Source organism: Edaphocola flava, assembly GCF_004118155.1.
Lineage (GTDB): Bacteria > Bacteroidota > Bacteroidia > Chitinophagales > Chitinophagaceae > Edaphocola > Edaphocola flava.
This window is the reverse complement of sequence record NZ_SAIQ01000001.1, coordinates 1,132,407-1,148,969: the sequence shown is the minus strand read 5'-3', so window position 1 is coordinate 1,148,969 and position 16,563 is coordinate 1,132,407. Positions and strand designations below refer to the sequence as shown.

At 42.3% G+C, this 16,563-nt stretch carries 14 protein-coding genes; 7 read left to right on the top strand and 7 right to left on the bottom strand.

The features are described from left to right. Nucleotide 1 precedes the first annotated feature (1 nt). The 3 genes from EMP01_RS04915 to EMP01_RS04905 are packed head-to-tail and all read right to left on the bottom strand — an operon-like array spanning nucleotide 2 to nucleotide 2,956. Entirely contained in the window at nucleotides 2-907 is a 906-nt protein-coding gene (locus EMP01_RS04915; protein ID WP_237559476.1) for a DUF72 domain-containing protein, read from the bottom strand. Between the two features lie 21 nt (nucleotides 908-928). Further along, on the bottom strand, nucleotides 929-1,543 hold the full coding sequence (prfH, locus tag EMP01_RS04910; RefSeq protein ID WP_129020354.1) for a peptide chain release factor H: 615 nt from the start codon (nucleotides 1,541-1,543) through the stop codon (nucleotides 929-931). Nucleotides 1,544-1,555: 12 nt separating this feature from the next. After that, entirely contained in the window at nucleotides 1,556-2,956 is a 1,401-nt protein-coding gene (locus tag EMP01_RS04905; protein WP_129020353.1) for an RtcB family protein, read from the bottom strand. A 427-nt stretch (nucleotides 2,957-3,383) separates the two neighbouring features. On the opposite strand from EMP01_RS04905, the gene EMP01_RS04900 reads away from it, so the two are divergent. Beyond that, complete coding sequence (locus EMP01_RS04900; RefSeq protein ID WP_202615990.1) at nucleotides 3,384-4,760, top strand: UDP-N-acetylmuramate--L-alanine ligase; 1,377 nt, start codon at nucleotides 3,384-3,386, stop codon at nucleotides 4,758-4,760. Between the two features lie 12 nt (nucleotides 4,761-4,772). After that, nucleotides 4,773-4,994, top strand: coding sequence for a hypothetical protein (locus EMP01_RS04895; RefSeq protein ID WP_129020351.1), 222 nt, complete (start codon nucleotides 4,773-4,775; stop codon nucleotides 4,992-4,994). Between the two features lie 27 nt (nucleotides 4,995-5,021). Here EMP01_RS04895 and EMP01_RS04890 read toward each other — a convergent pair whose 3' ends face one another. After that, nucleotides 5,022-6,437, bottom strand: a complete 1,416-nt coding sequence (locus EMP01_RS04890; RefSeq protein WP_129020350.1) for an RtcB family protein — start codon at nucleotides 6,435-6,437, stop codon at nucleotides 5,022-5,024. Between the two features lie 431 nt (nucleotides 6,438-6,868). Here EMP01_RS04890 and EMP01_RS04885 point away from each other — a divergent pair, with 431 nt between their 5' ends. From EMP01_RS04885 to EMP01_RS04875, 3 genes are all read left to right on the top strand, one after another. Then, a complete protein-coding gene (locus EMP01_RS04885) occupies nucleotides 6,869-9,214 on the top strand; it encodes a right-handed parallel beta-helix repeat-containing protein (RefSeq protein ID WP_129020349.1) in 2,346 nt (781 codons plus the stop codon). A 94-nt stretch (nucleotides 9,215-9,308) separates the two neighbouring features. Continuing rightward, nucleotides 9,309-9,776, top strand: a complete 468-nt coding sequence (locus tag EMP01_RS04880) for an SRPBCC family protein (protein WP_202615989.1) — start codon at nucleotides 9,309-9,311, stop codon at nucleotides 9,774-9,776. A 109-nt stretch (nucleotides 9,777-9,885) separates the two neighbouring features. Beyond that, nucleotides 9,886-10,482 (top strand): NifU family protein, encoded by a 597-nt coding sequence (locus EMP01_RS04875; RefSeq protein WP_237559475.1) that lies wholly within the window; start codon nucleotides 9,886-9,888, stop codon nucleotides 10,480-10,482. Between the two features lie 130 nt (nucleotides 10,483-10,612). On the opposite strand, the gene EMP01_RS04870 is transcribed toward EMP01_RS04875, so the two are convergent. After that, the gene (locus EMP01_RS04870) at nucleotides 10,613-12,040 is read right to left on the bottom strand and encodes a tetratricopeptide repeat protein (RefSeq protein WP_129020348.1); all 1,428 of its coding nucleotides are present in this window, start codon (nucleotides 12,038-12,040) and stop codon (nucleotides 10,613-10,615) included. Between the two features lie 305 nt (nucleotides 12,041-12,345). Between EMP01_RS04870 and fabG the strand changes: the two genes are divergently transcribed. After that, nucleotides 12,346-13,098, top strand: a complete 753-nt coding sequence (gene fabG / locus EMP01_RS04865) for a 3-oxoacyl-[acyl-carrier-protein] reductase (RefSeq protein ID WP_129020347.1) — start codon at nucleotides 12,346-12,348, stop codon at nucleotides 13,096-13,098. 35 nt (nucleotides 13,099-13,133) lie between these two features. Then, entirely contained in the window at nucleotides 13,134-14,123 is a 990-nt protein-coding gene (locus tag EMP01_RS04860; protein ID WP_129020346.1) for a beta-ketoacyl-ACP synthase III, read from the top strand. A 76-nt stretch (nucleotides 14,124-14,199) separates the two neighbouring features. Here the strand turns inward: EMP01_RS04860 and EMP01_RS04855 are convergent, their stop codons facing one another. Together EMP01_RS04855 and pdhA are read right to left on the bottom strand one after the other, a co-directional pair. Then, nucleotides 14,200-15,339, bottom strand: a complete 1,140-nt coding sequence (locus EMP01_RS04855) for a TlpA disulfide reductase family protein (protein ID WP_129020345.1) — start codon at nucleotides 15,337-15,339, stop codon at nucleotides 14,200-14,202. A 202-nt stretch (nucleotides 15,340-15,541) separates the two neighbouring features. Beyond that, nucleotides 15,542-16,534, bottom strand: coding sequence for a pyruvate dehydrogenase (acetyl-transferring) E1 component subunit alpha (gene pdhA / locus EMP01_RS04850; RefSeq protein WP_129020344.1), 993 nt, complete (start codon nucleotides 16,532-16,534; stop codon nucleotides 15,542-15,544). Between the last annotated feature and the right edge of the window lie 29 nt (nucleotides 16,535-16,563).

The following is a 16,563-nucleotide window of genomic DNA, read 5'->3' as shown; positions in this document are numbered from 1 at the left end:
ATTAAAACAAAGTATTCTTTTCTATAAACTTCGGCAGGCGAATATTGATGCCGGTAGCACTGGCCATTTGTTTTGCGAAATATGTATTTAACTCAGGACAGAATTCCTCATCCGGCATATGTGTGAAGAAGTAGCATGCTTCTAATCCTTTGTCATACCAGGCTTTCAGCCTTTGCACCCAGCTATCGATCCTGTCGTAATCAGTAGGGTGGAGGCTATTACTGACAAAGCGGACCATTGTTTTATTTGTGGTCAGCCGCATATGGGCACAGTCTCTCCGACCCGGCGTATCAATGATTACTATACCGATATTCAAAGTAGAGAGGAAATCAAAAAATGATTGCTGCCCGGCTGTAAACCAGTCTCTATGCCTGAGCTCCAGGAAATAATTGAACCCTTCCGGCAATGCAGACAGGTAATCAGCAAGTTCCTTTTGCCGCTCCGGCGAAAACTGATCACTGAGCTGTATAAAGACCGGTACCAGATGCGCACCGAACTCTTTCAGCGGATCCAGAAAAGCATAGGTAAGCAACTCCTTTTCATACATAGATCCGGAATGCGTTATCTCTTTATACATCTTAGGCAGAAACAGAAAGTCTTCCTGATCCTTAGCCATAGCTGCCCATTTACGGATAGCAGTATGATCATACACTTTGTAATGTGTTGCATTCAGTTCAATGCTGTTGAAATGCTTTACATATTCCTTCAGAAAGTCTTTTTCCTTAGTCTGCTCCGGGTATATTTTACCCAGCCATGTTTTGGAAGTCCACTTAGGACAACCCACATAAAGCTTGCGTGATACTGCAATACTGTGTTCCAGTACGGAGGCATTCTGCTCCGGATCGGGAGGTAAAGTAAAATCAATCTTGCTTATGGCTGATGCCGCTACACGTCCGAATTCCATCATTCAAAATAAATAAAAAAGTTTTTATACCAGTGGTGCTTTAACAGTTTTAACGGGATTGCCGCGCTCCAGCACATTATGCTCCTGCCAGCGATCCTGCTGTGCTTCTGTCAGCTGCCGGGTATACCAGAGCTCTACTTTCTCTTTCAACCGTGCTGCGCATAGTTTTTTATTCTGCAATTGAGAGCGTGTATCTGCAGCCAGGACTTGTATTCCGGATGGGATGTGCTTTCCTCTTACTGCAGTCTCTACTTTGTTTACATTTTGCCCGCCAGGACCGGATGCTCTGCAGGTTTCAAATACTACATCACTTTCCTTCCAGGCCTGCAATGCATCAACCGGAAAGAAACGCACACCTACAAACCAGTTTTTACGTTTGTGCATTTTGCGATAAGGGCTTTGCGCAATCCATTGCACCGTTCCTTCCCACTCTTTTTGCAATATATCCACATTACCATAAGCCATTATAGTTGCGGAACGCAGCGTTCCTTTTATATCTCCGGGCACGGTATCCGCCACTTCGACCCGGATTGCATTTGCTCTTACCTGCTTCAGTATATATTCCTGTACTTTGGCTACGACCCTGGTACATTCCTCCGGTCCGCGACCGGAGGTGATCTGTATTATTGTTTTGTCCATTCTAATTAATTTTTAGTCTTTGCACATGCGTACAATTTTAGGCATAAACCGTCCCTGCACTGTTACCAGTTCTGATTGTGCAGCAATGATCTCTTCAATGTCTTTGTAAGCCCTCGGGTTTTCTTCCACACTTCCGCCTATAAGGCTTACATCGGCCCTAGCCAGCATTTTCTTTAATTCACTGACGGTCATATTTTCTTTGGCACGCTTGCGGCTCATTGCCCTGCCTGCCCCATGTGATGCAGACTGCAATGCCCGTTCATTACCCAGGCCCTCAACGAGATATGCAGCGGTAGTCATACTGCCGGGTATAATGCCCAATGTACCCTTATGTGCGGGAGTCGCTCCTTTTCTATGCACTACGGCAGGTGTGCCATCTGCCAGTACTTCGTTCCAGGCAAAATTATGATGGTGTGATACCTGTGCCAGTGGCTTCAATCCCAGTGCCTGCAAGAGGTTATGATGAATGCGTTCATGACAGGCCTTAGCATAATCACCGGCCAGCTCCATACCCATCCAGTACTCTTGTCCGGCTTCTGCATCAAGATCAAGCCAGGCCAGCGACCTGGCAGATGCGGGCAGTTTGCACTGATCCATAGCAATACGCGTATACTCCATCGCGATATTGGCTCCCAGACCACGTGAGCCTGAGTGTGACAGCAGTGCAGTATAATCGCCGGCAGGCAATCCCATTGCATTATCAGGCTGTAGCGTAATCACTCCAAATTCTACAAAGTGGTTACCGCTCCCGGAGGAACCTAACTGTAATACTGCTTTTCCATGCAGCTTCCGTAACAGTGCTGTCGCCTGAAAGCGGGGATCATCCAGTATCTCATGCTCCTGCGCAAACTCCAGGTGACCATCGGTTCCAAAGTGGGTATATGTTTTTAATGCCTGCTTCAACTGGTAGGCAAATCGTTTTAGATAACTGGCCTCTGCATCTACAATGCTTAATGCCATACGGCAACCGATATCGACTCCGACTGCATAAGGCACGACTGCGTTTTGTGTAGCCAGCACGCCTCCGATCGGCAGTCCATAACCTGCATGTGCATCGGGCATCATCGCACCTTGCAGGCTTATCGGTAATGACATAGCCACTTCCATTTGCTGCCGGGCACTGGCTTCTATATATTTTGCGCCAAATGTGTGTATGGCACCTGTTTCCTGCAATAATTCATAACTGCGGAACGAACAGGTTTTTTCTTCTGTAATAAAGGTTCTTGCAATCTTTCCCAGGATGGCATCCTGCAGGTATTGCTCCGGTTGAAGCCGTATATCTTTCAGCAGCTGCAACAGCACTGTTGTACTTTCGTGTTTGTAATATTTCGACATCGTCTGTACCACCAGTGCTCTTGCCTGGTTGTCGGTATAGCCGATCTTACTGAGTTCTTTTAATTTTAAATTTCCCATGACTCGGATGGTGGACGGGCATAAATATGCCTCCGGCAGCCACCGTTATTTGTTGTGTATATATAAAAAAATGAAAATTTCGATTCGTCCTTAAAGGAGATAGTCCCTAAAGAATAATGAAGCAGATAAGTACAGCTGTTACTGGCATTGCGCTTGCAATACACAGATTTTCGACACCGGAAAACAAAAAGAAAGCTGCCTTATCTAGGCTGCAATAAAGAGGGACGATATGTAGAATTGTTCAGTCATGGTATTGTGTATTTAAGAGGTTACACAATGAGATTATATCTGCTGCAAAGTTGAATGTATTTTTTTGAAAATAAAAAATTTTTTTTCAGCAGCCTATCTTCTTTCAAAAAATAAGGCTGCACTTACGGTGTAAAATCAGGCCGAGAACCTTTATTTTTGTAGATACAACATAGAAATCATGACTGATCATATTTTAGATAAACAACGTTTCTTTTTCGCAGGTGTAGCTGGTGCAGGCATGAGTGCTATTGCCCAGTATCTGAGCGGGAAGGGAAAGCAGGTATCGGGCAGCGACCGCTTGTTCAATACCGATGCTAATGATCACACAAAGGCACAGCTTGAAGCAGAAGGTATACATTGCTTTGATCAGCTGAAAGCACAAATTACCGAACAGGATGAGGTACTGGTAGTCAGTACTGCAATCGAAGACACTAATGTAGAAGTGGCCAGGGCAAAGTCTCTGCATATTCCGATCATTACCCGTGCGCAATTACTGGCACAGATATGTGCGAGCAAAAAGACGATTGCCATTGCCGGCACCAGTGGGAAAAGTACGACAGCGGCTATGCTGTTTCACTTACTGACGCAAAATGGAATTGATGCCTCACTGATCACGGGTGCGGGCATTGTGTCTCTGATCAAACAAGGTAAGATCGGAAACTGTCATGTTGGAAACAGCGACTGGCTGATTATTGAAGCGGATGAGAGTGATGGCTCTTTAGTGCAATATAAACCTGCTATCGGCGTGCTATTAAGCATTGACAAGGATCATAAAGAACTTTCGGAACTGCATGAAATCTTCTCCATTTTCAAAGGCAATACACAGGAGCATTTTATTGTGAACCGCTCTCATGCTTTAGCGTCCAGTTACAGTACCGATACTGCATTGGATTTTGGGAAAGGCACGCCTAATGAAGGTCATCATTTCAGACAGGAAGGGTTCAATATTTATTTCAACGTCAACGGCGTTGCCATGCATCTGCCGACCATAGGTGCACATAATATGGAAAATGCTCTGGCCTGTATTGCAGTAGCCAGACAACTCGGCATCAATGAAGAACAGTGTGCTGCTGCATTATCCAGCTATCCGGGCATTTATCGCAGACATCAACTATTAGGCACTGTAAATGGTATAACTGTTATCGATGATTATGCACATAATCCGGCTAAAATCGCCGCCAGTATTGAAGCCTGTAAACCTGTTGCCGATAAATTGATCGCATGGTTTCAGCCACATGGATTTGCCCCGACAAAGTTTATCCGTACAGAACTGGTAGAAGAAATCAGTAAGGCATTACGTCCGCAGGATGAAATGTGGATGAGCGAAATTTATTATGCCGGCGGTACAACCACCAAAGATATTTCTGCTGCCGACCTGATCGAAGACTTAAAAGCAAAAGGTATTAATGCCTTTTTTGTGGCAGACCGAAACGAACTGATCACAGCTATGAAACCTCACTTTACAGATGATTGCATTTTACTGTTGATGGGCGCCCGTGATCCGTCACTGGAGCAATTCGGAGATAAGGTGATGAGCAGTTTGCAACAACAATAAAAAATGAATGATATGGAGCCGATTTCGGTAAATGATGAATTGCAGGAATTCAAAAAACAAGCCAGGGCTTATGGTAAGCAGATTCTAAATATAGAAAAGGTCGGGAACGGAAATATGTCTGCCTTCCGATTGTTTTATAAAGATGCAGGATCGGAAACAGTAAAGGAACAATTTTTCTGGAGACACGATATGCAGAAATTACTGGAGTTGTTTGCAAAGGAAGCACAACAATAAAACAAAAGCCGCTACACTGTAGCGGCTTTAATCTTCTTTACTCCCATCATCTGCCATACGCACCATTTTAGGTTCGAATGTGGCCACAATGTCTACAAGATCTGACTGTGCATGCATCACCGCATGAATGTTTTTATAAGCCATCGGTGCTTCATCTTTTCCGCCACCAATCAGGGTAACATTATGTTGCTGCAATACCTCAGCTATTGCTGAACTATCCAGCGTTTTGATAGCTTGTGTACGACTCATTAATCGTCCTGCACCATGTGAGGCCGAATTAATCGCAGCTGCGACACCTTTACCTCTTACCAGGAATCCCGGTGCAGTCATTGATCCCGGAATTATACCCATTACACCTTTACCAGCAGGTGTGGCTCCTTTACGATGTACAATTACCTCTTCTCCATTCCACTGCTCTTTCCAGGCGAAGTTATGATGGTTCTCTACGCGGGCCAGTACTGTTGCACCCAGAGCACGGGCTATTTTCTGGTGAATGATCTCGTGACAGGCCGATGCATAATCGCCAGCCAGATTCATGGCCAGCCAATACTCCTGTCCCGCTTCTGAAAACAGATCCAGGTAAGCCAGATGCTGTGCTTCGTAAGGCAGTGCACACAGTTCTTTCGCTAATCGGGTATAATGTCCAGCAATCGTTGCGCCAAGGCCACGGGAACCGGAATGGGTCAACAGCGCCAGGTAATTGCCTTTCGGAATATTCAATGCTGCGTCATCTTCTTCGAAACGGATAATCCCGAATTCAACAAAATGATTACCGCCACCGGAAGTCCCTAACTGAGCCCAGGCCTTATCTTTCAGCGATTGGATAAATTGATGTTCGTTGAACAAAGTATTGTCCAATACAGCATGCTCAGATCTATAGGAACCAGTAAATCCTCTCCCTGCACCAAACATAGATTCTTTTGTCAATATGCCCTGCAATACATCATGATGCTGAATATAGTAAGACTCCGGCAGGTCATATACAGACAAAGCCATACGACAACCAATATCTACGCCCACTCCGTAAGGAATTACTGCATTTTTAGTAGCCAGCACACCACCGATAGGTAAGCCATATCCCTGGTGGGCATCAGGCATTAAAGCTCCAGCCACCGCTACCGGGAGCTTCATCGCGGTATCCATCTGTTTCAGTGCACCCTCTTCGATATTTTCTGCGCCATAAGTTTCATATGGCAGTGGAGCTGTTCTTAAAGGGATGATGCTTGTTTCCGCTTCCGCTCCTTTTATGATCAATGCGGCAAGCTTAGCAAACAGCGGGTCTGCAACAAATTGTTCCGGATGCTCCAGCACCTCTTTATATTTTTGCATCATCTGATCACGGGTAAAGCCTACTCTTTTCTTATTTATTTTCAGGGCAGCACCAAGGATAGCATTTTCCGGGTACCCTAATTCAATAAGGTCATTGCCATTTATTCTGTTCATATTTTTTTCGTTTTCAAATTGTTTTACTGTACGCTTATTATCCGCAAAGTGCTTTATTGTTTTCGCTTTGTACAATGCAAAGATGCACGCAACACTACGCAATGGTTATGCGCAAATAATACTCAACAAACAATCAACTGATGAAATGCAGTGTGGGAAAGGCTATAAATTTAAAAATAAATACTCAACCTTGTCTATTACGCAAGTACAGTGCGCAATAAAAAATCAATTAGCAGTAAAAAAAATCCGCGGTGACATAGCCTGACGTAGTCCCGCCCTTTCTTTGCTTCAGACACATATTTTAGGATATACAGTACAGCGTAACTAATCAAGGGTCGCGTGCATCTCTGTATCACAGCCATATCATCATCATGCTCCTGTACTGTATGTTCTTTTATGTGTCGTTTTATTAACCCTAAACACCATTTAAAATGCCAACACCATCAGAAAATCCGGCAACCTATCTCATTGAACTGGATGCGTTCAATATTACTAAAGACTGGGTGCCGCAGAAACCTTACACCACAAGCGATTACGCTATTGCGAAAAACAATGTTGACGGAATCAACGCTGCGCTTGACTATGCCGTAAATACATTAAATGCATCTATTGTAAAATTGCCCAAAGGCATATACACGTTTACTTTTTTGAACCGACCACAGGGCCTTCAGGCTGCACGAGAAAACAATACCTGCGTAGCCATTCCTTCCAATACGACATTTGATTTATCGGGTTGCCGTATTGAAATGATGTATGACAGTGTAAACCGCAGTCCTTATGATAATTCGGGTAACCCAGTATATAAATTCTATGGTTTTGCCTTTGGATTCTATCGAGCCAATAATGCCAAAATTATTGGTGGAGAAATTCTCGGTGATGTTTACCAGAGATCATTTGTATCCGGTGAGGTCTATGAAAGTATTAGTTCTGGTATCATCTTTGATCACGGTTCCCGTCACTGTTCCGTAGAAAATACAACCATCAGGGGATTTATGAGAGAGGCTATTATTATTAGCAATACACCGGTCAGTTATGAAAGCTGGAACCCAGTATTCAGTAAAGGTGATTTACTCACTGACGGCACTGATAACCTGAATTACGTGCCAATCGATCTTAACAATACTTATAAAACCAACCTGCTTACGTTATCCGGCACTTCAGAAAATCAGAACATACTGAGCCTTACACAAGCAGATGGCAATACATTGAAAGCTGCTTTTTACAAAGCTCAAACAGAACTCTTCTGGTATGATTCCAACCAACAATTAATTGCGAAAGAAACAAACCAGGTACTGGAAGAAATAAAACGTCCGGTTAATGCCCAATATCTGCGCATTGTAACCTATAATTATGCCAGCAATGATGCGAATGTATATTTTAATCTTCAGATTGCTTTTGATCCATGCTCCCATTTCACTGTGAAAAATTGTGAGTTCGTTGACAACCATCTGGGCGGCATTAGTGGGGGTACGAATCATACACTCATTGAATCCTGCAAATTATACAACAATGGATTAGGTTGGAGAGAAGACAAAGAAATGAATGGATATGGCAGCGGATACCAGATCAATTTCGGCGGTAGTTTCTGCCTGGACATAACAGTTAACAATTGTGATATCGGAGAACATAAAGTAGGTATAGTGGCCGGTTCTTATAATACTACTATTACAAATAATCGCTTTTACAATTTAACTACTGCTATTCTTATTGCAGATGCAAATATGGTGCAAATCCATAATAACCAATTTGAAAAAATGACATGGGCTATTTACTTTAACCAGGATGTCATATATGCGGCACGTAAAGTAAACACCACAAACAACTATTTCAGCAATTTCGTTGCCATGGCGTTTCCAAAGGAAATGAACTTTATCAATAACCATGTTGAAAATGGGCGACTGGACTTTACATTCACCTCCAATATGAAACAAAATACGTTTCTGAATTGCAACTTCAACTATTCAAATTTTGGTCCGGAGATAGCGGATAATATTTTTGAAAACAAAATCAGGACAATGTCCTATTTCCAGAGCGATAGTACTATTATCCGTAATAATACCTTCAAGAATTATATTCTCCAATGCCTACAGGGTAATCGTTCTGTTATTACCTTTAATGGTTGCACCTTTGACAATACAGCTGTTGCCTTTACGGGATCAAGCTCGATTGCAGAATTGAATTATATCAACTGTACTTTCAAGAATGGCACTTACCACTTCAATGGTTTTTATGGCAGCCCGCCAAACGGCGCTTATCCTAAAGTATTGTTTGAAGGCAGTACTGTTTATCTGAGCAACGACCGGGGCAGCGACGGGTATGATGCTCAATTCTCTCCGGTAGGTCTTGTAGGTACTTACAATAATAACCCATCTATGTTTACCAATGAGATCATTCTTAAAAACAGTACCATTTACCTGACAGGTGGTGAAACGGCTACAGTATTCGGATCAAGCTTTGGTTATGGTTACACTTCCATTACCCTGGAAAATGTAACTATAAAAAAAGAGCCCTCTAATACGACTACCCCAACCTTCAGATGGTACAACGCGATTGTCGATAATGCAATTACGGTACGTAATGGTATACATATCGGGGATGGGATTACTTACACAGGCATTCCTGATGCTAAATTCAAAAAGAATACCATTGCGCCGGAAAGACTACCGAACTACATTGGTGAGGAGTATATCTGGTTTGATGCAGCAGAGGGTACGACCAACATTCTTAAAGGTATCAATACCAATAATCTTGCTACTGCATGGGCTAAAGTAAATTAAGCGCATACCTGCACCTTAGAAAAGCCGGCCTTACAGGGCCGGCTTTTTGCGCTAAAATCAGTAACTTCACAATGTCTAAAACGCAGAAATTCAATTGATCAGAACACTTATACATAAACAATGGCTACCCGTATCGCTGGATAAAGCCTGGAACTATTTTGCAACTCCGGCTAATCTGCAGGATATAACACCGGAAGATATGACATTTGAGATCATCTCTCCGATACCGGATAAAATGTACCAGGGGCTTATTATCCTGTATGTGATCCGGCCTTTTGCCCATATCCCAATGCGCTGGTGTACGGAGATCACTCATATACAAGAGCATCGTTTCTTTGTCGACAACCAGAAAAGCGGACCTTATAAGATGTGGCATCATGAACATCATTTTGAAGAACAGGATGGTGGTGTGCTCATGACTGATATTTTGCATTATGACATTGGCAAATCCTTCCTGGGCTGGATTGCAGGAGCATTATTTGTTCATAAAAAGGTACAGAATATCTTTACTTACCGTAAAAAAAGGCTGGAACAGATCTTCGGTCCTGGTGGCGGAGCATAAGAGTATGCTATAGTATCAATTTTCTCTTTAGTGCCATTGAGATTATTATAAATCTCCATTGGTATTTTTTTGTACTTTTGCCATACTCATATACAAAAAAAACATAATCATGTTGAACGCAGCTGGCCATACAATTGTCAGTATTTATACTGAAATGACTCCTAATCCGGAAACAATGAAGTTTGTTGCCAACAAACTTTTGTATCCAGGGCGCAGTATCGATTTTCCTGAAGAAAAAGATGCGAAACCTTCTCCACTTGCTCAGGAATTATTTTCCTTCCCATTTGTAAGAGGTGTGTTTATCGCCAGCAATTTTGTGACCTTAACCAAAACTCCGGAAACTGAGTGGACAGAGGTAATCCCTACTATCCGTCAGTTCTTGAAAACATACCTGGAAGAGGGTAAAGAAGTTATTATCGAGGAGCTGATCCCTGAAAAGCAAAATGATGGTAACGTGATCAGCGGCGATGATACTGATGTAGTAAAACGCATCAAGGAAATGCTGGAGAACTACGTTAAACCTGCTGTAGAGATGGACGGTGGCGCAATCAGCTTTATCGGTTATGATGATGGCATTGTAAAACTGGCTCTGCAAGGTTCTTGCTCTGGTTGTCCTTCTTCTATGATCACACTAAAATCAGGTATTGAAGGTATGATGAAGCGCATGATTCCGGAAGTAAAAGAGGTAATTGCAGAAAACGACTAAACTCATTCATTATAAATCTTAAAGAGGTCGCCGGCTATTAAAGCCGGCGACCTCTTTACTTTTACAGATATTACAAAAGCCGTTACATTGTTGTAACGGCTTTTGTAATCAGATTCGATATAAGCGAAATCTATTTACCAGATTTTTTATACTTAGCCACCAGGTCTATAACTGCCTTACGGTGCATAATATCAGCGTTCAGTTCTTCTACAATTTTCAGCTTGCGTGGTGCTTCTTCCAAAGCATCTTCCAGTTTCAACATGGCATCTTTGGTTTTGCCTTGTGCAAACAGAATCACAGAGTGATAGTAAAGGAAATCTGCAGATTGCTCACAGAAATTGCGGGACTCAATTAGCTGCTCCAATGCTTCTTCATAGAAACCGAACAGGTATAAACAACGAATCAAGGCTAACCAGCTTTTCTTAAAATTGGTTTTTAATTTTACTGCAGTAAGGAAGCATGAAATGGCTTCTACACCTTCATTCAGCGCCAGTAAACAATTTCCTAAAGCCAGGCAATAGGTAACGTTTTCTTTATTCAGTTCATAGGCTTTCGCGAATTGCTTCAGGGCTTTTTCCCATTGCTGCTCCAGGGCATAGGTCTGTCCTATTTTGAAGTATATACCATCGTCCGTCGGATTAAGACGGGTAGCCTCCAGGTAATAGTGCCTGGCTTTGGGATAGTTTTTCTTCTTTTCAAAACAGTGTCCGATAGCCTCAAAAATGACGTCTTCGGGCTTACCCAGCTCCAGGTTTTTCTCGAGAGACTCGATAGCCTTATCATACCACTTCAGGCGCATATATGCATCAGCCATATTACGATAAGCAAATTCAAACTTATCATCTATAGCTACACAATATTCGTATGCATCAATAGCTTTTTCATAAAGTTTAAGTCCCTGATATGCCGAGCCCAGGTTAAACCAGGCCAGCGCATTATAAGGAGCATCGTCAATCAACTTCTGATGCAGGGCAATACTTTCCTCCTGCTTTTCGGCAAAGTCTGCCCAGTAGCATATTTTATGCAGAGCCTCGTCATTTGAAGGATCGATCTGCAAAATAGCCTTGAGGATATCAAACACAGCGTCCAGTTGCTCACATTCATCATAGACTTCCGCCAGCTCAAGCATGATCTCAATTTTTTCCTTTCCGGAAAACTGTAATGACATCTGCTCCAGGAACATGGCCGCCTGATCATATTTAAGTTGTGCGACCAGGATATCAGAACGCAGGATTACGGCCTCTAATATAGGCTGGTCTTTTGCCTCCAGCTCATCCAGCACGCTGATTGCCTGCCGGTATTTCTGTGATTGAAAAAGCAGTTCTGCTTTAAGTATATAAAATTCTGAAGAGAAAGGGTGGTGGACCAGGGCAATCTCGCAAGCAATCAGTGCCTCAGCCTCCTGGTTATTTTGATAGAAATAGTCTATGACCAATTCAAATTCCTGCTCGTTCCAGAATCTGACACTTTCACCTTTTTTTATAGATTCGTATTCTTTCAACAGCTCCTCTATACTTCCGGCAAAATCGTCATCATCATTCCAGTCATCGTCAAACATATCGTATCATTTAGGTTAAACAAATTTACTTAAATTCTTTTCCTAAAACCAAAACTATTTGATAAAAATAATGTTCCGATCATAGACATAATTTATATATTACACTAAACAATAAAAAAATAATAGAAATTGTCTATATGTGTTCCAGACAAGGTTTTAAAGGCTCCTCAAGCGCCCCGGAACATCATAATTTTGTGCTTTTTTATTTGAATAATAGGAATATGATGTACCTTAGCGTTCGCTTTTGACAAAAAGCAGAAATGTTTAAGAATTATTGATCAAAAAAATCTACAAAATTACTGCTAATGAAACTATTAGAAGGTAAAACCGCATTGATCACCGGCGGCAGCAGAGGCATTGGTGAAGCCATTGTACTGAAATTTGCCGAACAAGGAGCGAACATTGCGTTTACATATCTGTCTTCTGAAGAAAGAGCAAAAGCAATTGAGTTAAAGGTTGCTGCTCTGGGAGTACAGGTAAAATCTTATAAAAGTGATGCCGCACAGTTTGCAGAAGCTGAACAATTGGTAAACCAAGTAGTTAAAGATTTCGGTAACATAGATATTTGTGTAAATAATGCAGGCATCTCCCGCGATAACCTGTTACTGCGTGTAACTGAAGATCAATGGGACGAAGTGATGCAGGCTAACCTTAAATCTGTATTTAATCTGACCAAACAAGTAATACGCCCGATGATGAAAGCCCGTTCAGGCAGCATCATCAATATGAGTTCTGTAGTTGGCGTACAGGGTAATGCCGGACAGAGTGCTTATGCTGCTTCTAAAGCCGGTATTATCGGATTTACCAAGTCTATCGCTGCTGAGCTGGGTAGCCGCAACATTCGTTGCAATGCTATCGCTCCAGGTTTTGTAGAAACCGATATGACCCACTACCTGAAAGAGGGTGGTGAAGGAGCAGATAAATGGCTGGCGAAAATACCGCTGACCCGCTTTGCGAAACCAGAAGAAATTGCCAACACGGCTTTGTTCCTGGCTTCTGATATGGGTGGCTATATTACTGGCCAGACCATTAATGTATGTGGTGGTATGACCATGTAAAATAATTAATTCGCTATTTTTTAATATTATTATAAATGAGTAAAACACACGCTGCCATTACTGCAGTAGGAGGATATGTTCCGGATTATGTGCTGACGAACCAGGAGTTGGAAACAATGATCGATACTACTGATGAATGGATCCGTAGCCGTACGGGTATCCTGGAAAGACGCATTCTGAAAGGTGCAGATATGGGTACTTCTGAAATGGGTATTAAAGCGGTAAAGCAAATACTGGAAAAGAAGAATCTTGATCCAACGGAGATTGATCTGATTATCTGTGCTACTACTACCCCGGATATGCAGTTTCCGGCTACAGCTAACCTGATTGCGGCTGGTTGCGGTCTGACCAATTCCTTTGGCTTTGATGTTAATGCTGCCTGTAGTGGTTTTATGTATGCCTTAAATACCGGTGCACAATTCATCGAAAACGGCAGATGTAAGAAAGTAATCGTAGTAGGTGGTGATAAAATGAGTTCTATCATGAACTATGAAGATCGCGCTACCTGCATTATCTTCGGTGACGGTGCCGGCGCAGTATTGCTGGAGGCTGATGATTCGGGTAATGGTATCATCGACTCAATCCTGAAAAGTGATGGTAATGGCTGGGTACATCTGCACCAGAAAGCTGGTGGTTCAAGAAGACCTGCTACTATGGAAACTGTTGCCAATAAAGAACACTTCGTATATCAGGAAGGTCAGACGGTATTTAAATTTGCAGTAACTAATATGGCTGACGTTGCTGCACAGATCATGGACCGTAACAACCTGTCAGGCGAGGACGTGGCATGGCTGGTACCACACCAGGCCAATAAACGTATTATCGATGCAACTGCGAGCCGTATGAATGTTCCGGAAGACAGGGTAATGCTGAACATTATGCGTTACGGTAATACAACTAACGGTACACTACCATTGTGTCTGTGGGAGTATGAAAGCCAACTGAATAAAGGTGATAATATTATCTTAGCTGCTTTTGGTGGTGGTTTTACATGGGGTGCTACCTATGTGAAATGGGCTATCTAAAGAAAGTAGTACATATAAAAAGAATCGCCGCAATCATAGATTGCGGCGATTCTTTTTATATACGGTTATTTATGTTCTATTTCAGCAATTCTTCAAGTCTTGCCTTCAGCTCATCTCCCATAAGGTTAATGCCGATTACGTTTCCGCTAGGATCTATAAGCACATTGGAAGGGATTGATTCAATACCATACAAATCTACAATTGAAGACTTCCACCCTTTCAGTTCACTTGTCTGTGTCCAGGTAATCTGGTCTTCTTTGATTGCATTCTTCCACTTGTCTTTATCATCATCTAAGGAGATCCCCAGGATGTCGAAATTTTTGTCTTTGAATGTATTATACACAGCAACTACATTAGGGTTCTCTTCACGGCATGGAGGACACCAGGATGCCCAGAAGTCTATGAGCACATACTTTCCTTTATACTTGCTCAATGTTACTGATTGACCGTTGAAGTCTTTAATGTTGAACTCCGGCGCCGGGGTATGCAGTTTTACACTACTGCTTTTAACTTTAGTGCTGCCTCCAAAACTATTGATGAGTTTTTTAAAGTCTGCAACGAGCGTTTGATTACCAAATCGTTTATCCAGTGAACTAGTGAACTTATCAAGGAAGGTCTGATCATTAAGCAGATCCTCAACACGCAGTGCAGCCAATACTGCTACCGGCAGGAACTTGGTGGTATCGGCATACTGCTTCATATAGCTGCGCATCTCGTTCATACGATTGTCGTATTCACTTTGTGCAACAGTCAGCAGGCTGTCATGCTTAGGAGAAGCATTGATACTATCTACAGACATATGTAATGCTTCGAACATTTTGTCATAAGCATACATCTGATTCACCAGTTTTTTAAGGCTGGAAGACCCGGGAGATCCCGCCACTGAATATTGTTCAATATTATCCCAGTCTGCTTTCAGCTTTACAGTAGGTTCATCATTCAGTACCAGGATAAACTTAGTGCCCATTTTCACACGGTACATCTTTTGTTCTTTATCCTTGGTACAAGAAAGCTTGAAACCGCCATTAGAACCGCTTTCTGCAGAATCGGTAATTTTTAATTCATTATTCAGTCCTATTTCTTCCAGATACACCATTGTTTTAGGCATATCCTTAATTGTCCCTTGTACATTAAATGAATCTACTTTAGGGCTGTTGCTACAAGAGCTCAAACCCAGGAAAGCACATCCAATAATAAAAGGAGAATATCTTTTCATACTATCTTACTCTCTGTAAAGGGCAAAAGTACTGAATAGACCGCGTATTTGCATATAAATGTTTGCTAAATTTATATGTTATAGGATTGCTAATTTACATAAGTGTGATAATAGCTCAAATACAGTACTGGCAAATGTTTACACATAAAAAAGGCCTCCCCGGATAGTTCCTGAGAGGCTTTTAATTCTATTAATGCATTTATTAATCCTTAATAAATGGATAGTCTTCCTGTACATAGATATGATTGTATAATTCGCTGATATCCGGCCAAGGGCTTTCTTCTGCAAATTTCACGCACTCATCAACTTCTTTCTTCACCTTTTCATTGATGGCTTCGATTTCTTCTTCTGTAGCAAACTTCTTGTCCTCGATTCTTTTCAGCACGAACTGGATCGGATCCTGTTCTTTATATTTTGCCTCTTCTTCTTTAGTACGGTATTTCGCAGGGTCACTCATAGAGTGTCCACGATAACGGTAAGTACGGATCTCAAGGAAAGTAGGGCCGCCTTTTTCACGTGCACGTGTTACCGCTTTCTCCATTGCCATATGTACCGCTTCAGGATCCATACCATCAACAGTTTCAGAAGGCATATCGAAAGAATCTGCCATTTTAGAGATATCCAGTACTTTGGATGTACGCTCTACAGATGTTCCCATCGCGTAGAAGTTATTTTCGCAAATGAAGATAACCGGCAGGTTCCATAACATAGCCATGTTATAGGTTTCGTGCAGAATACCCTGGCGGGCAGCACCATCACCAAACAGACATACAGTAACGCGATCGTTCTCGTTGTAATAATCGGCAAATGCGATACCGGCACCCAGACCAATCTGTCCACCTACGATACCATGACCTCCGAAAAATCTCTTTTCCTTAGAGAAGAAGTGCATTGAACCGCCTTTACCACCGGTACAACCGGTTGCTTTACCATATAATTCAGCCATACATTCGTTGGCAGTCATTCCTTTTGCCAGTGCCAGACCGTGGTCACGGTAAGCAGTGATCAGGTTATCATCCGGTCTCAGTGCAGACATAATACCTGCTGATACGGCTTCCTGACCGATATATAAGTGACAGAACCCACGGATCTTTTGCATTCCGTAAAGCTGTCCTGCTTTCTCTTCGAATTTACGCTGTAACAGCATACTTTCGTACCACTCTAAATACTGTTGTTTATCGAATTGTGTTTGCACCTGATTCAATTTTATTTTTGCGAAAATAG